Origin of the sequence: Variovorax paradoxus (assembly GCA_016806145.1) — a bacterium.
Lineage (GTDB): Bacteria > Pseudomonadota > Gammaproteobacteria > Burkholderiales > Burkholderiaceae_C > Variovorax.
Genome location: CP063166.1, coordinates 38183 through 61016 on the forward strand (window position 1 = coordinate 38183; position 22834 = coordinate 61016).

The 22834-nt window shown below is 69.5% G+C and carries 28 protein-coding genes; 15 read left to right on the forward strand and 13 right to left on the reverse strand.

Annotated features, from left to right (window positions below; all coding sequences use genetic code 11):
* Positions 1-26: 26 nt before the first annotated feature.
* The 4 genes from INQ48_00175 to INQ48_00190 form a co-directional block, all read right to left on the reverse strand.
* Complete coding sequence (locus tag INQ48_00175) at positions 27-1163, reverse strand: sterol desaturase family protein (GenBank protein QRF57718.1); 1137 nt, start codon at positions 1161-1163, stop codon at positions 27-29.
* Positions 1164-1210: 47 nt separating this feature from the next.
* Positions 1211-2521 (reverse strand): beta-ketoacyl-[acyl-carrier-protein] synthase family protein, encoded by a 1311-nt coding sequence (locus tag INQ48_00180; protein ID QRF57719.1) that lies wholly within the window; start codon positions 2519-2521, stop codon positions 1211-1213.
* A complete protein-coding gene (locus INQ48_00185; protein ID QRF57720.1) occupies positions 2518-2808 on the reverse strand; it encodes an acyl carrier protein in 291 nt (96 codons plus the stop codon). The genes INQ48_00180 and INQ48_00185 overlap by 4 nt, the downstream gene beginning before the upstream one ends.
* Positions 2809-2968: 160 nt before the next feature.
* Positions 2969-3841 (reverse strand): alpha/beta fold hydrolase, encoded by an 873-nt coding sequence (locus INQ48_00190; protein QRF57721.1) that lies wholly within the window; start codon positions 3839-3841, stop codon positions 2969-2971.
* Positions 3842-3978: 137 nt separating this feature from the next.
* On the opposite strand from INQ48_00190, the gene INQ48_00195 reads away from it, so the two are divergent.
* Both INQ48_00195 and INQ48_00200 read left to right on the forward strand, forming a co-directional pair.
* Complete coding sequence (locus tag INQ48_00195; protein QRF57722.1) at positions 3979-4668, forward strand: response regulator transcription factor; 690 nt, start codon at positions 3979-3981, stop codon at positions 4666-4668.
* Positions 4669-4681: 13 nt separating this feature from the next.
* Complete coding sequence (locus tag INQ48_00200; GenBank protein QRF57723.1) at positions 4682-6091, forward strand: sensor histidine kinase N-terminal domain-containing protein; 1410 nt, start codon at positions 4682-4684, stop codon at positions 6089-6091.
* Between the two features lie 34 nt (positions 6092-6125).
* On the opposite strand, the gene INQ48_00205 is transcribed toward INQ48_00200, so the two are convergent.
* From INQ48_00205 to gstA, 4 genes are all read right to left on the reverse strand, one after another.
* Entirely contained in the window at positions 6126-6599 is a 474-nt protein-coding gene (locus INQ48_00205) for a GNAT family N-acetyltransferase (GenBank protein QRF57724.1), read from the reverse strand.
* Positions 6596-7081 carry a RidA family protein gene (locus INQ48_00210; GenBank protein QRF57725.1) on the reverse strand — a complete coding sequence of 162 codons (486 nt, stop codon included), beginning with the start codon at positions 7079-7081 and terminating at the stop codon, positions 6596-6598. Before INQ48_00210 ends, INQ48_00205 begins: the two co-directional genes overlap by 4 nt.
* Positions 7082-7126: 45 nt before the next feature.
* The gene (locus tag INQ48_00215) at positions 7127-8230 is read right to left on the reverse strand and encodes an alkene reductase (protein QRF57726.1); all 1104 of its coding nucleotides are present in this window, start codon (positions 8228-8230) and stop codon (positions 7127-7129) included.
* A 235-nt stretch (positions 8231-8465) separates the two neighbouring features.
* On the reverse strand, positions 8466-9074 hold the full coding sequence (gstA, locus tag INQ48_00220) for a glutathione transferase GstA (GenBank protein QRF57727.1): 609 nt from the start codon (positions 9072-9074) through the stop codon (positions 8466-8468).
* 177 nt (positions 9075-9251) lie between these two features.
* Between gstA and INQ48_00225 the strand changes: the two genes are divergently transcribed.
* From INQ48_00225 to INQ48_00270, 10 genes are all read left to right on the forward strand, one after another.
* Positions 9252-9437, forward strand: a complete 186-nt coding sequence (locus tag INQ48_00225) for a DUF1328 domain-containing protein (protein QRF57728.1) — start codon at positions 9252-9254, stop codon at positions 9435-9437.
* Positions 9437-9586: a hypothetical protein gene (locus INQ48_00230; GenBank protein QRF57729.1), complete on the forward strand. Its 150-nt coding sequence runs from the start codon at positions 9437-9439 to the stop codon at positions 9584-9586. Before INQ48_00225 ends, INQ48_00230 begins: the two co-directional genes overlap by 1 nt.
* Before the next feature lie 27 nt (positions 9587-9613).
* Positions 9614-10498: a transglutaminase family protein gene (locus INQ48_00235; GenBank protein ID QRF57730.1), complete on the forward strand. Its 885-nt coding sequence runs from the start codon at positions 9614-9616 to the stop codon at positions 10496-10498.
* Positions 10499-10668: 170 nt separating this feature from the next.
* A complete protein-coding gene (gene mnmG, locus INQ48_00240; protein ID QRF57731.1) occupies positions 10669-12621 on the forward strand; it encodes a tRNA uridine-5-carboxymethylaminomethyl(34) synthesis enzyme MnmG in 1953 nt (650 codons plus the stop codon).
* Positions 12618-13256, forward strand: a complete 639-nt coding sequence (gene rsmG / locus INQ48_00245) for a 16S rRNA (guanine(527)-N(7))-methyltransferase RsmG (protein QRF57732.1) — start codon at positions 12618-12620, stop codon at positions 13254-13256. The genes mnmG and rsmG overlap by 4 nt, the downstream gene beginning before the upstream one ends.
* 147 nt (positions 13257-13403) lie before the next feature.
* Complete coding sequence (locus INQ48_00250) at positions 13404-14018, forward strand: LysE family transporter (GenBank protein ID QRF57733.1); 615 nt, start codon at positions 13404-13406, stop codon at positions 14016-14018.
* Positions 14019-14027: 9 nt separating this feature from the next.
* Complete coding sequence (locus INQ48_00255) at positions 14028-14945, forward strand: AAA family ATPase (GenBank protein ID QRF57734.1); 918 nt, start codon at positions 14028-14030, stop codon at positions 14943-14945.
* A 42-nt stretch (positions 14946-14987) separates the two neighbouring features.
* On the forward strand, positions 14988-15536 hold the full coding sequence (locus INQ48_00260; GenBank protein QRF57735.1) for an alpha/beta hydrolase: 549 nt from the start codon (positions 14988-14990) through the stop codon (positions 15534-15536).
* Positions 15536-16498, forward strand: a complete 963-nt coding sequence (locus INQ48_00265) for a ParB/RepB/Spo0J family partition protein (GenBank protein QRF57736.1) — start codon at positions 15536-15538, stop codon at positions 16496-16498. Before INQ48_00260 ends, INQ48_00265 begins: the two co-directional genes overlap by 1 nt.
* A gap of 105 nt (positions 16499-16603) precedes the next feature.
* A complete protein-coding gene (locus INQ48_00270; protein QRF57737.1) occupies positions 16604-17509 on the forward strand; it encodes a peptidoglycan-binding protein in 906 nt (301 codons plus the stop codon).
* A gap of 92 nt (positions 17510-17601) precedes the next feature.
* Here the strand turns inward: INQ48_00270 and INQ48_00275 are convergent, their stop codons facing one another.
* Positions 17602-19026: an FAD-binding protein gene (locus INQ48_00275; GenBank protein ID QRF57738.1), complete on the reverse strand. Its 1425-nt coding sequence runs from the start codon at positions 19024-19026 to the stop codon at positions 17602-17604.
* 237 nt (positions 19027-19263) lie between these two features.
* Here INQ48_00275 and INQ48_00280 point away from each other — a divergent pair, with 237 nt between their 5' ends.
* From INQ48_00280 to INQ48_00290, 3 genes are read left to right on the forward strand one after another with little or no spacing between them, the layout of a single operon-like run.
* On the forward strand, positions 19264-19851 hold the full coding sequence (locus tag INQ48_00280; protein ID QRF57739.1) for a cob(I)yrinic acid a,c-diamide adenosyltransferase: 588 nt from the start codon (positions 19264-19266) through the stop codon (positions 19849-19851).
* 25 nt (positions 19852-19876) lie between these two features.
* Positions 19877-20239 carry a hypothetical protein gene (locus tag INQ48_00285; GenBank protein QRF57740.1) on the forward strand — a complete coding sequence of 121 codons (363 nt, stop codon included), beginning with the start codon at positions 19877-19879 and terminating at the stop codon, positions 20237-20239.
* Between the two features lie 10 nt (positions 20240-20249).
* Entirely contained in the window at positions 20250-20771 is a 522-nt protein-coding gene (locus INQ48_00290) for a class IV adenylate cyclase (protein ID QRF57741.1), read from the forward strand.
* Positions 20772-20796: 25 nt separating this feature from the next.
* Here INQ48_00290 and INQ48_00295 read toward each other — a convergent pair whose 3' ends face one another.
* The 4 genes from INQ48_00295 to INQ48_00310 form a co-directional block, all read right to left on the reverse strand.
* Positions 20797-21435, reverse strand: a complete 639-nt coding sequence (locus INQ48_00295) for a GDSL family lipase (protein ID QRF57742.1) — start codon at positions 21433-21435, stop codon at positions 20797-20799.
* 109 nt (positions 21436-21544) lie between these two features.
* On the reverse strand, positions 21545-21877 hold the full coding sequence (locus INQ48_00300) for a hypothetical protein (protein QRF60556.1): 333 nt from the start codon (positions 21875-21877) through the stop codon (positions 21545-21547).
* Positions 21878-21888: 11 nt separating this feature from the next.
* Complete coding sequence (locus tag INQ48_00305) at positions 21889-22305, reverse strand: hypothetical protein (GenBank protein ID QRF57743.1); 417 nt, start codon at positions 22303-22305, stop codon at positions 21889-21891.
* An 89-nt stretch (positions 22306-22394) separates the two neighbouring features.
* The gene (locus INQ48_00310) at positions 22395-22823 is read right to left on the reverse strand and encodes a helix-turn-helix transcriptional regulator (GenBank protein QRF57744.1); all 429 of its coding nucleotides are present in this window, start codon (positions 22821-22823) and stop codon (positions 22395-22397) included.
* Between the last annotated feature and the right edge of the window lie 11 nt (positions 22824-22834).

The following is a 22834-nucleotide window of genomic DNA, read 5'->3' on the forward strand; positions in this document are numbered from 1 at the left end:
GCAGGATAGCAATCCCGCGCCGCAGCTCAACCCGCCGCGAGCAGGATGGCGCCGGCCAATGCCAGCAGCAACGCCTGCGCGGGCCAGGCCCAGCGCAATCGCAGCCGCGCATCGAGCACCGCGCCCACGGCCCAGAAACCCGCGACCGTCAGCGCCAGCAGTTCGAGGCCAGTGCGAAACGCCATGTCGTCCGCGCGCCAGAGAAAGGCCAGCGTCATGCCGACCCAGCCCGCGAAATGCAGGGTGGCCGCGATCGCGCGCGCACGGCCGACCGGCGGGTCGTCGAGGGCGGCGGCGGCCTCGAGCGAGAAGTCGGGTTCGGGAAAGCGCGCCGCCACGTCGGCCGGCCGCCAGCCCGGCGATCGCCAGAACACGCCGAGCTTGTCGCGCCAGCGCCGCGTGTGCCAGGCATCGCGCGCGAGCGGCGCATAGGGGCCGAGCACCGCGCGCAGCGGATCGAAGCCCGCGAGCGGCTTGCGCGTGCCGTAGACGCAGCGCTCGCGCTCCTCGGCGAAGGTGCCGAACAGGCGGTCCCACACCACCAGCATGCCGCCGTAGTTGCGGTCGAGGTAGTCGTCGTTGACGGCATGGTGCACGCGGTGGTTCGAGGGCGAGGAGAACACGCGGTCGAACCAGCCGAGCTTGCCGATGTGCTCGGTGTGGATCCAGAACTGGTAGACCAGCACGATCAGCCCCGCGAGGCCGAACTGCTCGGGCGGCACGCCGACGACGGCCATCGGCAGGTAGAAGGCCCAGCCGAGGAAGGCGACCATGCTCTCCTGCCGCAGCGCGGTCGAGAAATTGAAGCGTCGGCTCTGGTGGTGCACCGCATGCGCGGCCCAGAACAGCGCCGACTCGTGTCCCGCGCGATGCAGCCAGTAGTCGCAGAAGTCGAACAGCAGCACCGCGGCGATCCAGCCGAGGGCGCTGTCCCAGAAGCGCGCGTCGGTGCAGAGCGCGACATGCGGATAGACCAGCGCGTAGAGGCCGATCTGGAACAGCTGCGTGCAGACCGCGAGCGCCTGGCTCAAGAGGCCCTGGCTCAGGCTCGCGACCGTGTCGCCGAAGCGGTAGGTGTTGCGCCGCTGGAGCCAGCCCCAGGCGAACTCGCAGGCCATCAGCAGCACGAACACCGGCACGACGAGAACCACCAGCCGATGCACTGCCTGCCTGAGCCTTCCTGCGCGCGAAAAAAATCTTCAGCGAAGTTTCAGCGAGATGGTGCGTCGATGCGTCCCGCGACGAGCACGGCGTTGGTGCCGCCGAAGGCGAACGAATTCGACATCGCCCAGCGCATGCCGGGCATCGCGCGTGCCTCGCCGCGCACGAAAGCCAGGTCGAAGGCTGCGTCGGGCTCGCGCAGGTTGGCGATCGGCGGCACGGCCTCGTGCGCCAGCGCGCGCAAGGTCGCGATCAATTCGATCGCGCCGCCGCCGCCGAGCACGTGGCCGTGGATCGCCTTGGTGGCGCACACCGGCGTCGCGCTGCCGAACAGCTCGCGCACCGAAGCGGCCTCGGCCGCATCGCCGGCCACGGTCGCGGTGCCGTGGGCATTCACGTGGCCGATCTGGGTGGCATCGATGCCGGCGTCGCGCAGCGCCGCGCGCATCGCGCGCACCTGGCCCGCGCTGTCGGGGTTGGTGATGTGCGTGCCGTCGCAGTTGGTGGCGTAGCCGGCCAGCACGTAGGACGCACCGTCACCCGTGTCGCCTGGGTCGGCCACGCCGCGCGAACGCGCATGCGCTTCCGACTCGAGCACCAGCGCCGCGGCGCCTTCGCCGAGCGCGAAGCCCGCGCGATCGCCCGAGAAGGGGCGGCAGGCGGTCTCGGGTGCATCGGCCGGCGGCGCGGCCATCACGCGCATCGCCTGCCAGCTCGCCATCACGCCGGGCGTGAGCATGGCGTCGTGGCCGCCGACGATGGCGACATCGATCCAGCCGCCGCGGATGGCGCGCATCGCCTCGCCGATCGCCACCGCCGAGGAGGCACAGGCGCAGGCATAGGCGATGGCCGCGCCGTGCGCGCCGAAGTGCAGCGCGAGTTCGGCCACCGCCGCGTTGGGCATCACGGTGAGCACGGTCGTCGGCCGCATGCGGCGCTGCTCGGCGTAGAGCGCCTGCGTGGTGTTGTCGAAGCTGCCCGCGCCTGCGAGGCCGCTGCCCCAGAAGATGCCGAGCCGTTCGGGATCGACGCTGTCGCGCGTCAGCCCGGCCTGCGCCGCGGCATCCTGCGCGGCCGCGAGCGCCATCGCGGTGCCGCGATCGAGCGGCAGGCGCGAGGTGCTGCGCACGCCGTTCGAGTCGAAGTCGCAGGCGGCCACCGGGATCTCGACGCTGTCCATGCCGGGGATCGCGAGCGTGTGCGAGCGCACGGCCGATCGGCCATGGAACAGCGCGTCGTCGAAGGCCTCGAGCGTGCGGCCGATCGGCGTGACGAAGCCGATGCCGCTGACGCGCACCGGCGGCGCCGCGATGCGCTGCGCCGAGGCCGCGATCACCGCATGTTCGACACCGCTGCTCATGCGTGCGCCGCCTCGGGTGCATGCACCGCACCCACCGTCGCGGCGCTCTCCGCATCGATCACTTCGCACAGGCGCTGCAGCGTGATGCCCGCTTCGCGCGGATCGAGCCGATCCTCGGGAATGCGCAGGTGGAAGGCGTCCTCGACCGCGAAGACGAACTCCATCAGCGCGAGCGAGTCGAGGCCCAGGTCGGCGAGCGCGGTCTGCGGCGCGACCAGCTTCGCTTCGACGTGGAAGTCGTTCTCGAGGATGCGCGCGATGCTGTTGAAGGTGGGCGAAGTGGACATGGGGCTTGATCCTTTCAGGCGAAGCGTGATGCACGATCGTCGTGCGGGAGTGCCATCGGTCGGCGCTGCGAATGCAGGGAACGCACGCGTCGCCGCGTCACCTTGCGTGGTTCATTGTGGAGTGGGAACGATGGCATCGCGGTGGCGAACGCATTCCTTTTCAGGAAGCCTTCAGCGAGGAAATCGGGGCATCGGCGCCCGTGCCATGCGCGACCTCGTCGGCGAACGCGACGGTCTCGCGCACCACCTGCTGGCGGTCGTTGTCGATGGTGATCATGTGGTAGCTGTTGCTCACCACGACGCTGCGGAACGACCGGCAGCGCAGGCCGCGCGCGAGGATCTCGAGGTTGGCCACGCTGGCCACTTCGTCCTGCTGCGCATGCAGCGCGAGCACGCGGTCGCACTGCACGCGATGCAGGTTGGCGCGCACGTGGTGGATCAGCCGATGGTGTTCGCGCAGGTGGCTCACGCCGATCACCGAGCTGCCGGCGCGCGAGATCTTGCGGTGCCGCAGTTCGCGCTCGATCCAGGCGCGCACGCGTTCGTTCTTCACGCCGTAGGGCGGGCGTTCGCGGTACTGCCAGAAGCGGCCCAGCGGCGTGTAGTAGGCCAGCGGCAGCAGCACCTGCGTGCGCGGGATGGCCCAGCCGTCGAAGCGCAGCGTGGTCGACATCAGCACCAGCGCATCGACCGCGTCGCCGCAGCGGATGGCGGCGCCGAGCGCGAGCGACGAACCCGCCGAGATGCCCACCAGCAGCACGCGCTCGTGCGTCTCGCGCAGGGCCGCGACCTGGGCCTCGATGCTGTCGAGCCAGTGCTGGAAGGGCGCGGCCTGCTGCATCGGTGCATTGGCGTCGAAGGAGTAGCCGGGGATCGACATCGGATGCACCGCGTAGCCGCCGTCGCGCAGCGCGGACTGCACGGTCAGCAGTTCGTCAGGTGTGCTGCACAAACCATGCAGCAGCACGACCGCGGTGCGTTGCACCGCGGGGTGCACGAAGCTCAGCAGGCCGGAGGGTTCGCGTGCGCTCATGACGATGCGGCCCCGATGAAAAGGGCCCGTGCGGCGATGGGCTGTCGTATGCTCATGCCGTGTTTATCGCGTGTCGTACTGACCGCCTGCTGACCCTCCCGCGAGCAAGAATAGGCACCTCAACCCACTCGAAAATCATGCGAATCCTGCTAGTCGAAGACGATGCCGTGCTGCGCGACGTGATGCTTCGCAGCCTCGCGGACGCCGGTCACCGCGTCGATGTTTCCACCAACGTCGAGGACGCCGACCACCTGTGGCGCGTGCAGCCCTTCGATGCGGTGCTGCTCGATCTGAACCTGCCCGCCACCGCGAGCGCGACCAGCGGTCTCGCGAGCGGACTCACCGCGCTGCGACAGGCGCGCGCACGCGGGGACCGCACGCCGGTGCTCGTGCTCACCGCGCGCGGCCGCACCGAGGAACGCATCGCGGGCCTCGATGCCGGTGCCGACGACTACCTCGGCAAGCCCTTCGACCTGGCCGAGGTCGAGGCGCGTCTGCGTGCGCTCGTGCGGCGCGCGAAGGGCACCGAAGACATCGTGCTGCTGGGCCAGCTGAAGCTCGACCGCAAGGCACGGCGCTTCTCCACCGCGAGCGGTCCGCTCGACCTGCCGGCGCGCGAGTTCGAAGTGCTGTGGGAACTGATGAGCCCGCCGGGCCGCACGGTGAGCAAGCGTGCGCTGTCCGACAAGCTCTCGAGCTTCGACGAATCGCTGGGCGACAACGCGCTCGAGGCCTTCATCTCGCGGCTGCGCAAGAAGCTGGTCGGTTCGGGCGCGAGCATCCGCACGCTGCGCGGCATCGGCTACCTGCTCGAAGCCGAAGTCTGAGCGCGCCGCGACCGTGAGCGACAGCGAAACAGCGCACGCGCGGACCACGCCCGGACCGCCGCGCGCGGTGCCCACGCTCACGCGGCGCGTGCTGCGCAACGTGCTGGTGCCGCTCGCGCTGAGCTGGATGGTGGGCGCGGTGATCGCGCTGGTCATCGCCAACTACTTCTCCGAGCAGGCCTTCGACCGCGGCATGCTCGACGACGCTTACGCACTGTCGGCCAACGTGCAGGCGGGCGAGCGTGGCATCGAGCTGCTGCTCACGCCGCGCGAGGTGGCCACGGTGCTGTTCGACCAGATCGACAAGGTCAACTTCTCGGTGCAGCGGCTCGACGGCACCTTGATCTCGGGCGCCGACGACCTGCAGGCGCCACTGCCCGTGAACGGCGCGCGCTACCGCTTCTCCGACGTCACCTACCAGGGCAAGCCGATGCGCGCGGTGGTGCTCGAGCACGATGCCGAGCCCGGCGTGGCGATGCCCTACCGCGTGGTGATCGCGCAGACCACGCTGAGCCGCACGGCGCTCGTGCGGCAGCTGCTGGGCTATGCACTGGCGCCGCAGGTGCTGCTGCTGATGATGCTCGCCGTATGGCTCTGGCATGGGATCCGCAGCGATCTGCGCCCGCTCGGCGACCTGCAGCAGGCGCTCGATCGGCGCGACGTGCGCGACCTCTCGCCGGTGGCGGTGGTGCGGACCTCGCGCGAGCTGCAGCACCTGGGCGAGGCGGTCAATGCGCTGTTCGAGCGGCTGGGCCACAGCGTGCGCGGGCAGCGCGAATTCGTCGGCAACGTGGCGCACGAGTTGCGCACGCCGCTCGCGGGCATTCGCGCGCTGGCCGACTACGGGCTCGCGCAGCAGAAGCCCTCGGTGTGGCGCGAGCAGCTCGAGCAGGTGGCCAAGAGCCAGGAGCGCGCGAGCCACCTGATCGATCAGCTGCTCGCGCTCGCGCTGGCCGACGAGGCCAGCACCAGCCTCGAGACCGCGCCCGTGCGGCTCGATGCGCTGGCCGAGCAGACGGTGCTGCGGCACCTCGCGCGCGCCGACGCGCGCGGCGTGGACCTGGGCGCGCGCGGCCTCGACGACAGCGTGACGGTGCAGGCCAACGAGGCCCTGGTGGAAGGCATCCTCGACAACCTGATTGACAACGCGTTGCGTTATGGCGGTCGCACGATCACGGTCGAGGTCAGCGGCGAGGTGCTCAGCGTGATCGACGACGGACCCGGCATTCCGCTCGATGCGCAGCGCCTGTTGATGCAGCGCTGGGCGCAGGGGCCGGCGGGGCAGAAGCTGGGACAGGGCTCGGGGCTGGGCCTGTCGATCGTGGCGCGCTATGCGGAGCTGCTCGGCGCCGAGCTGCGGCTTGCGGCGGCCGAGCCGACGGGCTTGAAGGTCAGCGTGGATTTCACGCGCAGGGCCTCGTAGCCGCAACGGATGCGCGCGCGCTTCGGCGCGGCGTTCATCGCAGGGCCTTGCGCAGGAAGACGCGCGTGCGGTTCTCGAGCACCAGGCGCCGGTACTCCACATAGCCGATGCGTTCGTAGAGCGCGCGGTTCTCGCTCATCTTCTCGTTGGTGAACAGGTAGATCGAATCGAAGCCCTGGCGCAGCGCCTCGCGCTCGGCGAGCTCGAGCAGCGCGCGGCCCGCGCCGCTGCCCTGGTGCTTCGGTAGCACCGCGATCACGTCGATCAGGAAGCCTTCGTCGGTGATGTCGAGCACGAGCGCGGCCGCGATCTCGGCGGCATCCTGAGCATTGGCGGCGACCCACACCTGTTGCAACTCGATGGCGGTTGCGTAGTCCTTGCCCATCGGCAGTGGCACGACCGGCAGGCGCGGCAGGTAGACGCTGAAGGCGGCGATCGCGCAGTCGCGGATCGCGGCGGCATCGGCCGCTTCGGCGCGGCGCACGGTCCAGCGCGGCGCCTCGTTCATTCGGCGATCTCCACCTCGGCCTCGATCTCCACCGGGATGTTGAACGGCAGCTCGGCCATGCCGACCGCGCTGCGCGCATGTGCGCCGACCTCGGGCCCGAAGAGCTCGAGCACGAGGTCGGAGAAGCCGTTGATGACCGAGGGCTGGCGGTCGAAGCCCGGGGCCGAGGCGACCATGCCGAACACGCGCGTCCAGGCCGTGATGCGGTCGAGGTCGCCGAGCGCGCGCTGCAGGCTGCCGAGCATCGCGAGCGCGGTGAGGCGCGCGGCCGCGTAGCCCTGTTCCACGTCGAGCTCGCGCCCGAGCTTGCCCAGCGGCGCGGCGATGCTGCCGTCGGGATTGAGCGGGCCATGGCCCGAGACGAAGGCGCGTTGCCCGACGATGCGCACGAAGCGAAAGGGCAGCACCACGCCCGGTGGCGGCTGGACGGCGGGCGGAAGGACGAGGCCGCGCGCGGCCAGCTGTTTCTCGATCTGCGACATGGCGCAACGGTACCCGAAAGCACCGTGCGCCGGTCGCCCGCGGGCTCAGGCCAGCGCGGGGTAGTCGGTGTAGCCCTTGGCGCCGCCGCCGTACAGGGTGGCCTTGTCGAGCTCGTTGAGCGGCGCGTGCTCGCGCAGGCGGCGCACCAGGTCGGGGTTGGAGATGAAGGGCTTGCCGAAGGCCACGAGGTCGTCGCCTTCCTTCACGGCTTCTTCCGCGAGCGGGCGGTCGTAGCCGTTGTTGACCATCCAGGCGGCCTTGCCGCCGGCCTCGCGGTAGGCGGCCTTGAGCGCTTCGTAGTCGAAGGGCCGGTCGGCGATCTCGCGCGGGCCGCCGGTGGCGCCTTCGATGATGTGGATGTAGGCCAGGTCGAGCTTCGCCAGTTCCTTCACCACGTAGGTGAACAGCGGCTGCGGGTTGCTGTCGTGCACGTCGTTGGCGGGCGTGACCGGCGACAGGCGGATGCCGGTGCGGCGTGCGCCCACGGCGTCGGCCACGGCGCGCGTGATCTCGAGCAGGAAGCGCGCGCGGTTCTCGATGCTGCCGCCGTAGTCGTCGCCGCGCTGGTTGCTGCCGTCCTTGAGGAACTGGTCGAGCAGGTAGCCGTTGGCGCCGTGGATCTCGACGCCGTCGAAGCCCGCGGTCTCGACCGCGTTGCGCGCGGCGGTGGCGAAGCCGTGGACGATGCCGGGGATCTCGCCGGCGTCGAGCGCGCGCGGCTCGGAGGTCTCGGTGAAGGTCGGCACGCCGTCATGGATCAGCACGGTCTTGGTCTTGGCGGTGATGGCCGAGGGCGCCACCGGCTGGCCGTTGTCGGGCTGCAGGCTGGTGTGCGAGACGCGGCCCACGTGCCACAGCTGCACCACGATCTTGCCGCCCTCGGCGTGCACGGCGTCGGTCACCTTCTTCCAGCCGTCGAGCTGCTCGGTGCCGTAGAGGCCGGGCACGTCGGCATAGCCCTGGCCCTGCTGGCTGATGGCGGTGGCCTCGGTGATCAGCAGGCCGGCACTCGCGCGCTGCGCGTAGTAGGTGGGCGCGAGCGCGGTCGGGATGGCATTGGGCGAGCGGTTGCGCGTGAGCGGCGCCATCACGATGCGGTTGGCGAGCTTCAGGTCGCCGGCTTGGACGGGGTCGAAAAGGGTGGACATGGCCGTGGCTCTGGGTCGAGTGGGTTGAAGGGACGGTGTGAACAGCGAAAGAAGCGCAAGGGTAGGGGTGGGGCCTCAACCCTGCTGCCACGGGGTTGTCGTCTTGGTGCTAGGCGATACGCCGGTGCAAATGCAATCGGGTGGCATTGCCCGGGCGTTCGCAGAAAAGCGAACGGCCGGCGAGTCGCCGGCCGTCGAGGGGCGAAGCGCGGCGTTGCGCTCCGGCGGTGCGGAATTACTTCAGCAGGCCTTCGGCCTTCATCGCTTCCTGCACGGCGGGACGCTCGCTCACGCGCGCGCGCCAGGCCTGGATGTTCGCGAAGCCCGCGAGGTCCACACCGGTGGGCTTGGCCCAGTTGGTCACGGTGAACAGGTAGCCGTCGGCCACGCTGAACTGGTCGCCCATCAGGTACTGCTTGTTCGCGAGTTCGCCGTCGAGCCAGGTGAAGCGCGAAGCGAGCTTGTCGCGCGCGATGGTCTTGGCTTCCTCGGGCATGGCCGGGTTGAACAGCGGGCTGAAGCCCTTGTGGATCTCGGTGCCGATGAAGGTCAGCCACTCCTGCAGGCGGTAGCGCTGCATGGTGCCGGCGGCGGGCGCGAGGTTCTTGGTCGGCACGAGGTCGGCGATGTATTGCAGGATCGCGGGGCCTTCGCGCAGGCGCGTGCCGTCGTCGAGTTCGAGCATCGGCACGTAACCCAGCGGGTTGATGCCGTAGTAGTCCGTGCCGTCCTGCAGCTTGTGGCTCTTGGTGCTGGCGAGCACCGGTTCGAAGGCGAGGCCGGCTTCGTGCATCGCGATGTGCGGCGAGAGCGAGCAGGCGCCCGGCGAGTAGTACAGCTTCATGCGAAAAACTCCAATCGATCGTTGAAATGGTTCTTTGGAACGCACCGGATGCTAGCGGGTTTGGGCTGCGCGGGTTTGTCCTACGGGTGCTTGGGCTCGGTGACTATCGGGGCGCCGAGCACCGCTTTCTATTCTTCGGGCACCGAGGGCTGCGACCCGCGGCAAAGGAGTCACTCGATGTTGAAGTACGCCATCATTTTCGCGGTCATCTCCCTGGTGGCCGGCCTGCTGGGTTTCGGCGGCGTCGCGGCGGGCGCCGCGGGCATTGCCAAGGTGCTGTTCGGCCTGTTCCTCATCCTGGCCGTGATCTTCATCGTGCTCGCCGCACTGGGCGTGGGCGCGGTGAAGAAGGCGCTCGACTGATGCACCGGCACCGGTCGGTGCGCTGGCCGCGCACGCGCTCGCTGGGCCAGCTGCTGCAGAGCCCCGCGCATTGCGTGCTGCGGGTGCTGCTGGTGACGCAGACGCACTGGCAGTTGCCCGAACACCGTTCGCGCCGAAGGCGCGCTTGAGCCAGGCGAAGAGGGAAGGGGAGCCCCATGCACATCTCGCACATCGAGGCGCAGCTGGACTATGAAGTCGGCGCGCCGGCCCATCTGCTGCTGAACATCGAGGCGGCCCGCGCGGGCGCGCAGGCGGTGATCCGCGAGACCCTCACGATCGAGCCGGCGGCCGAGGTGCAGGTGTTCTGCGACGAGGCCAGCGGCAACCGCTTCCTGCGCTTCGACGTGGCGCCGGGCCCGCTGAAGATCGCCTACACCGCGACCGTTCAGCGCACCCAGGTCGACGTACCGCACGACCTGCCCGAAGTGCCGGTCAACGAAGTGCCCGACGAGGTGCTGCACTACATGATGCCGACGCGCTACTGCGAGTCGGACCTGATGGCGCGCTGCGCCTACCAGCTCTTCGGCGACCTGCCGCCCGGCATCGGCCGCGTGCAGGCGATCGTCGACTGGATCCACGACAGCATCACCTACGAGTCGGGCAGCACCGACTCGACCACCACGGCGCGCGAAGTGTTCGTGCAGCGCGCCGGCGTGTGCCGCGATTTCGCGCACCTGGGCATCACCTTCTGCCGCGCGCTCAACATCCCGGCGCGGCTGGTCGTGGGCTATGTGGCCTTCGAGGAACCGCCGCAGGATTTCCATGCGGTGTTCGAGGCCTGGCTCGGCGGACGCTGGGTGTTGTTCGACGCCACGCGCATGGCGCCGGTCGACCGCCTCGTGCGCGTGGGCACGGGACGCGACGCGAAGGACGTGGCCTTCTGCACGATCTTCGGCAGCGTGAGCATGCGCGACAAGCAGATCGTGGTGACGGAGCTGCAGGACCAGAGCGTGGCACCGCCCGTGGAACCGCCGGCCAGCGGCGCGCTCGTGGGCATCGAGAAGCCCGTGCCGGTGGTGGAGTTGGCCACCTCCGCTTGACTCCGCATAGTTTGCTATCAAAAACATAGCAAACTATCGAGTCCCATAGGGGCCTGGCGGGCTTTTAGAGTCGCACAACCAGCTTGTCCCCACAGTGGGCGCGAGCAGGGTGGGCCGATTAAAATCATGGCCCTCCTTTGCGCCGCGCACGCGTCAGTGCGCCCCCTCTCATGCTTTATCCCGAAGAATTCGACGTGATCGTCGTCGGTGGCGGCCATGCCGGCACCGAAGCCGCGCTCGCTGCCGCCCGCATGGGCGCGAAGACGCTGCTGCTGTCCCACAACATCGAGACGCTGGGCCAGATGAGCTGCAACCCCTCGATCGGCGGCATCGGCAAGGGCCACCTGGTGAAGGAGGTCGACGCGCTCGGTGGCGCGATGGCGATCGCCACCGACGAGGCCGGCATCCAGTTCCGCATCCTCAATTCGAGCAAGGGCCCGGCGGTGCGCGCCACGCGCGCCCAGGCCGACCGCGTGCTCTACAAGGCGGCGATCCGCCGCCGGCTCGAGAACCAGCCGAACCTGAGCCTGTTCCAGCAGGCGGTCGACGACCTGATGGTCGAGGGCGATCGCGTGGTGGGCGCGGTCACGCAGGTCGGCATCGCCTTCCGCGCGCGTACCGTGGTGCTGACCGCGGGCACCTTCCTCGACGGCCGCATCCATGTCGGCCTCGACAACTACCAGGCCGGCCGCGCGGGCGATCCGCCGGCCGTGAGCCTGTCGGCGCGCCTCAAGGAACTCAAGCTGCCGCAGGGCCGGCTCAAGACCGGCACGCCGCCGCGACTCGATGGCCGCAGCATCGACTTCTCGAAGTGCACCGAGCAGCCCGGCGACGGCATGCCCGGTGGGGCAGGGCCGATGCCGGTGTTCAGCTTCCTCGGCAAGGTCGAGATGCATCCGCAACAGATGCCGTGCTGGATCACGCACACCAATGCGCGCACGCACGAGATCATCCGCTCGGGTTTCGACCGCAGCCCGATGTTCACCGGCAAGATCGATGGCGTCGGTCCGCGCTACTGCCCGAGCGTCGAGGACAAGATCAATCGCTTCGCCGACAAGGACAGCCACCAGATCTTCCTCGAGCCCGAAGGCCTGACCACCAACGAGTACTACCCGAACGGCATCTCGACCAGCCTGCCTTTCGACATCCAGTACCAGCTGGTGCGCTCGATGCCCGGGCTGGAGAACGCCCACATCCTGCGTCCCGGCTACGCGATCGAGTACGACTACTTCGACCCGCGCGAGCTCAAGAGCAGCTTCGAATCCCGCGCGATCCAGGGCCTGTTCTTCGCCGGGCAGATCAACGGCACGACCGGCTACGAAGAAGCGGCGGCCCAGGGCCTGTTCGCCGGCATCAATGCCGCGCTGCAATGCCGCGGTGAAGACGCCTGGCTGCCGCGTCGGGACGAGGCCTATCTCGGCGTGCTGGTCGACGACCTGATCACCAAGGGCGTGACCGAGCCCTACCGCATGTTCACGAGCCGCGCCGAGTTCCGGCTGCAACTGCGCGAAGACAACGCCGACATGCGCCTGACCGAAGCAGGGCGCAAGCTGGGCCTGGTCGACGATGTGCGCTGGGATGCTTTCAGCCGCAAGCGCGACGCTGTTTCACGTGAAACAGAGCGGCTCAAGTCGATCTGGGTGAACCCGCGCAACCTGCCGGCCGCCGAGTCGGTACGGGTGCTCGGCAAGGCGATCGAGCACGAATACAACTTGGCCGACTTGCTGCGCCGGCCCGATGTGAACTATCAGACCCTGATGTCGCTGGACGGCGGCAAGTATGGTGCCGAGGCCCAGCTCAACGAAACCGAGATCGAGCAGATCGAGATCTCGGCCAAGTATTCGGGCTACATCGAGCGCCAGAACGACGAGGTGGAACGCGCCGCCCACTTCGAAAGCCTCAAGATGCCGGCCGATTTCGACTACGGCCAGGTCAAGGCCCTGAGTTTCGAGGTGCGCCAGAAGCTCGCGAAGCACAAGCCCGAGACCCTGGGCCTGGCCTCGCGCATCTCGGGTGTGACGCCGGCGGCGATCTCGCTGCTGCTGATCCACCTGCGCAAGGGCGGCCACAAGGCCTTTTCCGCGACCAAGGAAGCAGCCACCGAGCCGCAGTCGGCCGAATGACGGCGACGATCGAACGGCTGCGCGCGGGCGCGGAGACGCTGGGCGTGGCCTTGTCCGAACGCCAGGCCGAGCAACTCACGGCCTATGGCGCGCTGATGCTCAAGTGGAACAAGGTCTACAACCTCACGGCACTGCGCGATCCCGAGAGCGTGCTGACCCACCACCTGCTCGACAGCCTCGCCGTGATTGCGCCGCTGCAGCGCGAGTGGGCAGGGCAGGGCAAGCTGCTCGACGTGGGATCGGGGGCAGGATTGCCGGGCGTGGTCATCGCGATCCTGCGGCCCGACCTCGACATCACCTGCCTCGATGCGGTCGCAAAGAAGATGGCTTTCGTGCAGCAGGTGGCGGGCGAACTGGCGCTGCCCAACCTGCGTGGGCTCCATGCCCGGGTCGAGAAGCTGGAAGGCCGCTTCGATCTGATCAGCTCGCGCGCTTTCGCGTCGCTGCCCGATTTCTTCTCGGGCTCCTCGCATCTGCTGGCCGACGGCGGCAAATGGCTCGCAATGAAGGGCAAGAATCCGGCCGATGAACTCGCCGGACTGCCGGCCGAAGTCGCGGTGTTTCACGTGGAACAACTGACGGTGCCCGGCCTCGACGCCGAGCGTTGCATCGTCTGGGCGCGAAAACAGGCCTGATCTAGTCCCTGCAAGGCGACGGCGTCCGTCGTCTTGCCAAAAGAAAGGCGCGGGCCACCCAAAACCGGCCTTTCGGCCAATCGCCGCGCCACCTGCCTCGCTTAGACTCGACGGCTCCCCTTTCCCTCTTTCCACGAGGCAATTCCCATGTTCGGCATCGCTGACTATGGCGCGTTCGTCGCCGCCATCATCCTGTTCCTCCTGATTCCCGGCCCGGGCAATCTGGCGCTGATCACGTCGACCAGCAAAGGCGGGATTCGCGGCGGCCTGGCGGCAACCCTGGGCGTGATTGCAGGCGACCAGGTGCTGATGTGGGCCGCGGTGGCAGGCGTGTCGGCCGTGCTGGCCGCCTACCCTGCGGCCTTCAAGGCGGTGCAATGGCTGGGTGCCGCCTACTTGGCCTGGCTGGGCTTCAGGATGCTGCGCGCCAAGCCCGGCTCGGCACCGATCCTCAACATCCGCCCGAGCCACTTCATGCGGCAAGCGCTGATGATCACCTTGCTCAATCCGAAGGCGATCGTGTTCTACATGGCCTTCTTCCCGCTGTTCGTCGATCCGGCCCGCCACCAGGGCATCGTCACCTTCGGCGCGATGGCTGTGACGATCGCGGCGCTGACCTTCCTCTACGGCCTGACCTCCACCTTGCTGACCCACTTCCTGGCCGAGCGCATCCGCGCCAATCCGCGGATCTCGGCCGTGCTCGAGAAGCTGGCCGGTGTCTTCCTGATCGCCTTCGGCGTCAAGCTCGCCGCCTCGAACTGATCCTCCTCCATGGCCAAGATTTTCTGCATCGCCAACCAGAAGGGCGGCGTCGGCAAGACCACCACCACCGTCAACCTCGCCGCCGGCCTGGCCAAGGTGGGCCAGCGGGTGCTGATGATCGACCTCGACCCGCAGGGCAATGCCACCATGGGTTCGGGCATCGACAAGCGCCAGCTTGAGACCACGGTGTACGACGTGCTGCTCGAATCGGCCTCGGTGGCCGAGGCGCGGGTCCGGGCCGACAAGCTCGCGGAGGGCGGCTACGCCTACGACGTGCTCGGTGCCAACCGCGAGCTGGCCGGTGCCGAAGTCGAGATGGTCGCGCTCGATCGCCGCGAGAAACGCCTGCGCACCGCGCTGGCCGCGGTCGGTGCCGAGTACGACTTCGTGCTGATCGACTGCCCGCCCAGCCTGAGCCTGCTGACGCTCAACGGCCTGTGCGCCGCGCATGGCGTGATCGTGCCGATGCAGTGCGAGTACTTCGCGCTCGAGGGCCTGACCGACTTGGTCAACACCATCAAGCAGGTGCACGCCAACCTCAACAAGAACCTGCAGATCATCGGCCTGCTGCGCGTGATGTTCGATCCGCGCATCACGCTGCAGCAGCAGGTCAGCGAGCAGCTCAAGGCCCACTTCGGCGACAAGGTGTTCGACACCGTGATCCCGCGCAATGTACGGCTGGCCGAGGCGCCGAGCTACGGACTGCCGGGCGTGGTCTTCGATCCGGCGGCGCGCGGCAGCCAGGCCTTCATTGCCTTCGCCGAGGAGCTGATCGCCAAGATGCCGCCCGCGAGCGCCTTCGCCTCGGGCGCGGTGGCGCCCAGCACGCCGCCGGCACCGGGCCGCAGCTCGCCCGATCTGCCGATTCCCGAGGACGTGCTGGCGCCGGTGGGCGAGCCCAAGTCCAGCAGCGAAAACAACGGCTGACCCTTATCCCATCTACATAGTTAGCTATAAAAATAATAGCAAATGAGCGCTGAACCCCGCGTCCTCCTCTTGCCCGGCTGGCAGAACAGCGGCCCCGGCCACTGGCAGACCCTCTGGGAAGAAAAGCACCACGACCACCGCGTGGAACAGCATGAATGGATGCGGCCGCTGCGCGGCGACTGGTCGGCGCGGCTCGAGGAGGAAGTACTGGCTTCGCCCGGCGACGTGGTCTTTGCCGCCCACAGCCTGGGCTGCATCCTGGTGGCGGCCTGGGCCGCCCATTCGCGTAACACCGCGCGGGTGCGCGGCGCGCTGCTGGTCGCGCCCGGCGACCTCGAGCGCGAGGATGTGCGCCAGATGATCCCGGGCTGGGCGCCGATCGTGCGCCAGCCGCTGCCATTCCCGGCGGTGCTGATCGCCGCCAACGACGACCCCTACTGCGAGGCCGCCCGCTCGCGCCAGATGGCGAGCGACTGGGGCGCGCGCTTCGTCGACGCGGGCGCGCGCGGCCACCTGAATGCCGAATCCGGCCTGGGCGACTGGACCGAGGGCCGACAACTCCTGAACGACGTGTCGAAAGAAAAGAACTGATGGCGACCAAGAAACCCAAGGGCCTGGGCCGCGGCCTCGAAGCGCTGCTCGGCCCGACGGCCGCCCCTTCCAGCGACAACGCCGGCGACGGCGGCTCCGGCGAGAACGGCGCGTCGCAGAACCCCAACAGCCTGCGGCTCGACCAGATGGTGGCCGGCGTCTACCAGCCGCGCACCCGCATGGACGAGGGCGCGCTCTACGAGCTGGCCGAGAGCATCAAGGCGCAGGGGATCATGCAGCCGATCCTGGTGCGCCGGCTCGACGAAGCCTCGGCCGCGGCCAAGAACGCCGAGTTCGAAATCATCGCGGGCGAGCGCCGCTTCCGTGCCGCCAGGCTGGCGGGCCTCGAGAGCGTGCCGGTGCTGGTGCGCGACGTGCCCAACGAGGCCGCCGCGGCGATGTCGCTGATCGAGAACATCCAGCGCGAGGACCTGAACCCGCTCGAAGAGGCCCAGGGCCTGCAGCGCCTGGTCAGCGAGTTCGGCCTCACGCACGAGGCCGCCGCCCAGGCCGTGGGTCGCTCGCGCAGCGCCGCCAGCAACCTGCTGCGCCTGCTCAACCTGGCCGAGCCCGCGCAGGCGATGCTGATGGCCGGCGACATCGACATGGGCCATGCGCGCGCGCTGCTGGCGCTGGACCGCGGCACCCAGATCACGGCGGCCAACCAGATCGCCGCGAAGAAGATGTCGGTGCGCGAGGCCGAGGCGCTGGTGAAGAAGCTCGCGGCCGAATTCAGCCTCGCGGCCACGCCACGGCGCAGCGGCCAGACCGGCGAGAAGTCGCGCGACCTCGAGCGGGTCGAGGAAGAACTGGCCGACCTGCTGACCGCCGAGGTCGAGGTCCGCATCAAGAAGCGCAGCAAGCGCGGCGGCAAGATCGAGGAGAGCGGCGAGCTCGCCATCCACTTCGGCTCGATCGACGCGCTCAACGGCCTGATCGAGCGGATCCGCCGAACGGCCTAAGCCGCTTCGCGGCGTCCTCCGACGTCCGCTTGATTGTTCCAGTCATCCATTGCGCGTATCCTCGCCGCAGCTTTTTTCCACCCGATCTCGCCGAGGGAGCCTTCCATGAAGTTCATCACCACCCGTTTCCCGTTCGCGGCCGTGGCCGTGGGCGCGTTGCTGCTCACGGGCTGCGCCACCACCGACATGCAGATGGGCAGCCAGTCGGCTAAGACCATGGCCACCGGCAGCGCCGCCGGCGGCGCCACCTCGGGCGAGAGCAGCCAGCTCGAGCGCTGCGAATCGCCGCTGGGCACCGTCTCGCTGATCGAGAACGTCAACGCGGGCTGGTACACCATCCTCACGGGCGAATACCGCCTGCCGCCTACTGCAAACCTGTTGCGTTTGCTGGTGCAGCAGTCGAACTGCTTCGTGGTGGTCGAGCGCGGCGCGGCCGGCATGAACGCGATGACGCGCGAGCGCGCGCTGCAGCAGTCGGGCGAGATGCGCGGCGGCAGCAACTTCGGCCGCGGCCAGATGGTCGCTTCGGACTACGGCCTGTCGCCCGAGATCGTGTTCAGCAACAGCGACGCGGGCGGCCTCGGCGGTTCGCTCGGCGGCCTGGTGGGCGGCAACCGCGGACGTGCGCTGGCCGCGATCGGCGGCAGCATGCAGACCAAGGAAGCCTCGGCGCTGCTGACGCTGATCGACAACCGCTCGGGCGTGCAGGTCGCGGCTTCGGAAGGCAGCGCCTCCAAGACCGACTTCGGCGCCTTCGGCTCCGTCATCGGCCGCAGCGCCGGCGGCGGCCTCGGCGGCTACACCAACACCGCGCAGGGCAAGGTGATCGCGGCGGCCTTCATGGACGCCTTCAACCAGATGGTCCGCTCGCTGCGCAACTACAAGGCGCAGACGGTGCGCGGCCAGGGCCTCGGCGGCGGTGGCCGTCTCGGCGTGGATGGTGGCGCGGCGCCGTCGCAGACCTACGTGCCGGCCGAGCAGCCGCAGCAGCCGGCGCGCCGCCGCAAGTAGTCGAGCGCAGGGCCTGCGGGCCCGCCCAGCAAAAAACCCGGGGCTTCTCGCGAAGCCGCCGGGTTTTTTGTCGGATGCGCGGGAGGGCGCGTTCAGAGCTGGAAGATCTTGCCCGGGTTCATGATGTTCTTCGGATCGAGCGCGCGCTTGATCGTGCGCATCATGTCGATCGCGCCGGCACCGGCCTCGGTCACCAGGAAGTCCATCTTGTGCAGGCCCACGCCGTGCTCGCCGGTGCAGGTGCCCTCGAGCGCGAGCGCGCGGCTCACCAGCGCATGGTTGAGCGCCTCGGCCTTCACGCGCTCCTCGGGCACGTTCGGATCGAGCAGGTAGCCGAAGTGGAAGTTGCCGTCGCCCACGTGGCCGACGAGGAAGTAGGGGATGCCGCTGGCATCGGCCTCGGCCACCGAGTCGAGCAGGCAGTCGGCCAGGCGCGAGATCGGCACGCAGGTGTCGGTCGAGATCACGCGGCAGCCCGGGCGCGACTGCACCGCGGCGAAGTAGCTGTTGTGCCGCGCGGTCCACAGGCGCGTGCGTTCTTCCGGCGTGCTGGCCCATTCGAAGGCATTGCCGCCATGGCCGCTCGCGAGTTCCTGCACCGTCTCGGCCTGTTCCTTCACGCCCGCGGGCGAGCCGTGGAACTCCATCAGCAGCATCGGTTCCTCGCGCAGGTTCAGCTTGGCGTAGGCATTCACCATGCGCACCGTGTTCACGTCGATCAGCTCCACGCGCGCGATCGGCACGCCGAGCTGGATGGTCTCGATGGTGGTGCGCACGGCCGCCTCGATGCTCGGGAACGAGCAGATCGCGGCCGACACCGCCTCGGGCAGCGGATAGATGCGCAGCGTGATCTCGGTGACCACGCCCAGCGTGCCTTCGCTGCCCACCATCAGGCGCGTGAGGTCGTAGCCGGCCGAGGACTTCTTCGCGCGCGTGCCGGTGCGGATCGTGTCGCCGGCGGCCGTCACCACCTCGAGCGCCAGCACGTTCTCGCGCATCGTGCCGTAGCGCACCGCGTTCGTGCCGCTCGCGCGCGTGGCCGTCATGCCGCCGATGGAGGCGTCGGCGCCCGGGTCGATCGGGAAGAACAGGCCGGTGCTCTTGATCTCCTCGTTGAGCTGCTTGCGCGTGACACCGGGCTGCACCGTGACCGTGAGGTCGTCGGCATTGACCGACAGCACGCGGTTCATGCGCGACACGTCGATGCTGATGCCGCCCTGCACCGCGAGCAGGTGGCCTTCGAGCGAGGAGCCCACGCCGAAGGGGATGACGGGCACGCTGTGCTCGCTCGCGAGCTTCACGGCATCGGCCACGTCCTGCGTGCTCTCGGCGAACACCACGGCCGAGGGCGGCGGCGCATCGAACGAGGACTCGTCGCGACCGTGCTGCGTGCGCACCGCGAGCGCCGTGGAACAGCGCTCGCCGAAGCGGGCCTTGAGCGCATCGATCAGCACCGGCGGCACCTCGCGCAGATGAAGCTCCGGCAGCAGGTGCGAGGTCGAGGTCGGGGCGTTCATCGGAGGTCTCCTGGCTGTGGAAGAGGGGGAAAGAGGGGCGGGGGCGAACGGACCATTCTACGAAGCGGGACGCGGATCGGCATCGGGCCGATCCCCGTACGGCAGTCGGGCGAGGGGGTTAAGCGGGCGTGACCTGGCGGGCGATGCCGCAGAATCCTCTTTCCGCCTTCTGCGCGGCCCGCGGCTGGATCGAGGCGCGGAGCGCCTCCACCCCTTCGCCACAGGAACGAACACACCATGGGCAACCGACTCTCGCAGATCGCCACGCGCACCGGCGACGACGGCACCACCGGCCTCGGCGACAACACGCGCGTGCCCAAGGACCACCTGCGCGTGCACGCCATGGGCGACGTCGACGAGCTCAACTCGCACATCGGCCTGCTGCTGTGCGAGCCGCTGCCCGAGGCGGTGCGCGAGCTGCTGGTCGACGTGCAGCACCAGCTGTTCAACCTCGGCGGTGAGCTCTCGATGCCCGGCTATGCGCTGCTCAAGCCCGAGGCCCTGCTGCAGCTCGACAACGCGCTGGCCGACCACAACGCCACGCTGCCGCGGCTGGCCGAGTTCATCCTGCCGGCCGGCACCCGCGGCGCCTCGCAGGCCCATGTGTGCCGCACCATCGCGCGCCGCGCGGAACGGGCCGTGGTCGCGCTCGGCGCCACCGCCACGCTCAACGACACGCTGCGCCAGTACCTCAACCGCCTGAGCGACCTGCTGTTCGTGCTCGCGCGCGTGCTCAACCGCGTCGATGGCGGCGACGACGTCTACTGGAAGAGCGAGCGCATGGCGCGCGCCGCCGCAGCGGGCGACGAGCCCGCTGGATCATGAACCCGATGCTTCGAGGAGATCGCCGATGAAACTTCCCTCCCGCCTCCGTCTCGCGGCCGCGTCGTCGCTCGCCGCCTTGCTGCTGCTGCCGGCCGCCGCGGTGCAGGCCCAGAGCGCCGACAACCCGCCGCGCGCGCAGCGCGCCCACACGCTCAAGTCGCCGCCGCGCGACGGCAAGGTGATCGGCGGCGTGCAGCGCGGCACCAATGCCGCGGGCCGTGGCATCGACCGCGCGGACGACGCCACGCGGCGCGGCGTCGACAACGTGTCGCGGCGCGCGAGCCGCCCGGTGCGCAACGTGGGCGAGGCCTTCGGCCGCAAGCTCGCGCCGGGCTCCAGCGGCCGCACCGCGCCGCCGCCGGTCGGCCCGCAGGGCAACGCGCCCTGAGCCCCGGCGCATGGCACGCAACATCGAGATCAAGGCCCGCATCGACAGCGTCGAACGCATCGCGGCCCTGGCCGCGCCGCTGGCCGATTCGGGGCCGGTGGAGATCGCCCAGGACGACACCTTCTTCCGCTGCGCCGAGCCCGGCGACCGCCTCAAGCTGCGCAGCTTCGCGCCCGACCGCGGCGAGCTGATCTTCTACCGCCGCGCCGACGAGGGTGGCCCGAAGGAATCGTTCTACCTGATCACGCCGACCGCCACGCCCGACCTGCTGCGCGAGTCGCTGACCCTGGCCTGGGGGCAGGCCGGCCGCGTGCGCAAGCAGCGCCGGCTCTACCTCGTGGGCCGCACGCGCGTGCACCTCGACCGCGTGGAGGGGCTCGGCGAGTTCCTCGAGCTCGAGGTGGTGCTGCGCGAGCACGAGGCCGCCGAAGCCGGCGTGGCCGAGGCACGGGCGCTGATGGCGCGGCTGGGCATCGAGGCCGCTCAGCTCGAGCGCGGTGCTTACGTCGACCTGCTCGCGGCGCGGCGCTGAGGCGCGCCGTGCAGCGTGGTGTCGCTCAGCGCCAGCCGGCCTTTTGCAACTGCGCTGCGATCTGCTGCGCCACCTTCTCGTAGCCCTGCGCATTCGCATGGATGCGGTCGGAGCGCAGCGCCGGATCGGACAGCACGCTCGCATACACCGCCGGGATCAGCAGCGCCTGCTCGGCCGTCGCGACTTCTTCGTAGAGCGGCGCGTCGCTGAGCGCGCCGATGGTCGCGCGCAGCAGCTCGGGCGCGGGCGTGGCGATCAGCGCCACGCGCGGCGTGTGCGTGCGCGCCTGGCGCACGATCGCCGCGATGTTGTCGCGCGTGGTCTGCAGCGGCACGCCGCGCAGCATGTCGTTGCCGCCGATGCCCACCAGCACCGCGTCGTAGCTGTCGGCCGCGAGCAGCGCGTCGAGCCGCTTCAGGGCGCCGGCCGAGGTGTCGCCGTTGATGCCTTCGTTGACCACCTGCCAGCCCGTGAGCGCCGCAAGCTTCGCGGGCCAGTCCTCGCCGGGCGGCGCGCCGTAGCCGAAGGTCAGGCTGTCGCCCAGCGCGAGCAGCTTGGCATCGGACTTCAACGCCGGCTCCGAGGCCTTGCGCCGGCCGCAGGCCGCGAGCGTGGAGGCGGCGATGCCGCCGGCGAGGAACTGCAGCAGGTGGCGTCGGTTCATGCGTGCGTGGGGTGGGAGTGAAGGCGGGCGCCAGCATAGCGGCGCATTTCGCACGCGCCTGAAAGACCGTACCCGGCCTGGCGGCAAGCGGCAGGGCGGAGGAGGGCGGTCAGCGGCGCAGGTCCACCAGCGCCTCGAGCCGCTTCACTTCCGCCCAGGTCTCGCGCTTGAAGGCCTGGTGATAGCGGTCGATGGCTTCGGTCGATTGCGTCGCGACCTGCCGCGCCTTCTCGTGCGAGGCGGAGCGCATGTAGTAGACGAGGAAGTCGCCTTCGCTGCCGCTGTCGAGGAACACCGATTCGATGGTGACGCCTTCCGCGGCGAGCGTTTGCAGCGCGTCTTCGCGGTGTTCGGCGATATGGCTCGCCCATGCGCGCACGCGCTCGAGCGAGCCCGGGTGCAGGCGCACGCGCGCGCAGACGGCGCTGTCCGCAGGCGGCAGTGCGGCCTCGCTCAATCGTTCGCCTCGTCGCCCGTGCCCACCGCGCGCTCGCGCAGCTGGAACACGTTGCCCTCGGTGTCGTGCCCGTCGCAGTAGCGATGGCCGCCGAAGGCCCATTCGGCCTCGGTCGGCTTCAATGCGCCGCCGTGCTCGGCGGCCGCGCGCCGCGCATCGCCCAGGCTCTCGACCGGAAAGACGAACTTCAGCGCGGTGTTCTCGCGCCGCGCCGGCGGTTGCGATACATGGACCCGGGCCGCGATGTCGCCATGCATCGCGACCACGAACAGCTGCAGCGCGGGCGATTCGAGGGTGTGGAAGCCGCCTTCGGCATGGGCGAGCGACAGGCCGGCGACGCGCGTGTAGAACGTGCTCAGGCGCGTCACGTCCTTGGCATAGACGACGGCTGCCGCGACGGTGTGTTCGGTCATCGGACCCCTCGGTGCTGGTTGCTGCGTTGGGGCGGCATTCTGCCAGCGCTCATGCGCGAGCCTGGTGACCGGAAGTGACGCGCAGGCCCTCAGGCCGCGCGGCCCTCGGCATGCGCGCGGCGCAGTTCCGCCTGCAGCTTCTTCCAGAGCGCGGGCCCGCCCTTCTCGAGCGCGGCGGCGTCGGCCGCGCTGTCCTTCGTGACCGGCGTGTGCCTGCGGCCCCAGATGCCGATCTGTGCCACCACCGGCAGCAGGTCGATGCCCATGGGCGTGAGGCTGTAGAGCGCTTTCTGCCGGTGCGTGGGATCGTCGCTCTTGCGCAGCACGCCCTGCTCGACGAGCTTGCCGAGCCGCTCGGTGAGGATGTTGGTCGAGATGCCCTCGTCGGACTGCAGGAACTCGCGGAAGTGGCGCTTGCCCGCGAACATCATGTCGCGCACGATCAAGAGGCTCCAGCGATCGCCGAAGACCTCCAGCGCGAGGTTGATCGGGCAGGTGGATTTTTCCTGGGATGCCATGGCGCGCGCTC

Coding starts and splice junctions, on each gene's coding strand:
- INQ48_00290 (QRF57741.1), top strand. CDS start 20,250: ATGGCACGCAACATCGAGATCAAGGCCCGCATCGACAGCGTCGAACGC.
- INQ48_00305 (QRF57743.1), bottom strand. CDS start 22,305: ATGACCGAACACACCGTCGCGGCAGCCGTCGTCTATGCCAAGGACGTG.
- INQ48_00310 (QRF57744.1), bottom strand. CDS start 22,823: ATGGCATCCCAGGAAAAATCCACCTGCCCGATCAACCTCGCGCTGGAG.
- INQ48_00285 (QRF57740.1), top strand. CDS start 19,877: ATGAAACTTCCCTCCCGCCTCCGTCTCGCGGCCGCGTCGTCGCTCGCC.
- INQ48_00235 (QRF57730.1), top strand. CDS start 9,614: ATGCACATCTCGCACATCGAGGCGCAGCTGGACTATGAAGTCGGCGCG.
- INQ48_00275 (QRF57738.1), bottom strand. CDS start 19,026: ATGAACGCCCCGACCTCGACCTCGCACCTGCTGCCGGAGCTTCATCTG.
- INQ48_00215 (QRF57726.1), bottom strand. CDS start 8,230: ATGTCCACCCTTTTCGACCCCGTCCAAGCCGGCGACCTGAAGCTCGCC.
- INQ48_00295 (QRF57742.1), bottom strand. CDS start 21,435: ATGAACCGACGCCACCTGCTGCAGTTCCTCGCCGGCGGCATCGCCGCC.
- INQ48_00250 (QRF57733.1), top strand. CDS start 13,404: ATGTTCGGCATCGCTGACTATGGCGCGTTCGTCGCCGCCATCATCCTG.
- gstA (QRF57727.1), bottom strand. CDS start 9,074: ATGAAGCTGTACTACTCGCCGGGCGCCTGCTCGCTCTCGCCGCACATC.
- INQ48_00225 (QRF57728.1), top strand. CDS start 9,252: ATGTTGAAGTACGCCATCATTTTCGCGGTCATCTCCCTGGTGGCCGGC.
- INQ48_00180 (QRF57719.1), bottom strand. CDS start 2,521: ATGAGCAGCGGTGTCGAACATGCGGTGATCGCGGCCTCGGCGCAGCGC.
- mnmG (QRF57731.1), top strand. CDS start 10,669: ATGCTTTATCCCGAAGAATTCGACGTGATCGTCGTCGGTGGCGGCCAT.
- INQ48_00270 (QRF57737.1), top strand. CDS start 16,604: ATGAAGTTCATCACCACCCGTTTCCCGTTCGCGGCCGTGGCCGTGGGC.
- INQ48_00280 (QRF57739.1), top strand. CDS start 19,264: ATGGGCAACCGACTCTCGCAGATCGCCACGCGCACCGGCGACGACGGC.
- INQ48_00185 (QRF57720.1), bottom strand. CDS start 2,808: ATGTCCACTTCGCCCACCTTCAACAGCATCGCGCGCATCCTCGAGAAC.
- INQ48_00195 (QRF57722.1), top strand. CDS start 3,979: ATGCGAATCCTGCTAGTCGAAGACGATGCCGTGCTGCGCGACGTGATG.
- INQ48_00230 (QRF57729.1), top strand. CDS start 9,437: ATGCACCGGCACCGGTCGGTGCGCTGGCCGCGCACGCGCTCGCTGGGC.
- INQ48_00265 (QRF57736.1), top strand. CDS start 15,536: ATGGCGACCAAGAAACCCAAGGGCCTGGGCCGCGGCCTCGAAGCGCTG.
- INQ48_00205 (QRF57724.1), bottom strand. CDS start 6,599: ATGAACGAGGCGCCGCGCTGGACCGTGCGCCGCGCCGAAGCGGCCGAT.
- INQ48_00210 (QRF57725.1), bottom strand. CDS start 7,081: ATGTCGCAGATCGAGAAACAGCTGGCCGCGCGCGGCCTCGTCCTTCCG.
- INQ48_00260 (QRF57735.1), top strand. CDS start 14,988: ATGAGCGCTGAACCCCGCGTCCTCCTCTTGCCCGGCTGGCAGAACAGC.
- INQ48_00255 (QRF57734.1), top strand. CDS start 14,028: ATGGCCAAGATTTTCTGCATCGCCAACCAGAAGGGCGGCGTCGGCAAG.
- INQ48_00190 (QRF57721.1), bottom strand. CDS start 3,841: ATGAGCGCACGCGAACCCTCCGGCCTGCTGAGCTTCGTGCACCCCGCG.
- rsmG (QRF57732.1), top strand. CDS start 12,618: ATGACGGCGACGATCGAACGGCTGCGCGCGGGCGCGGAGACGCTGGGC.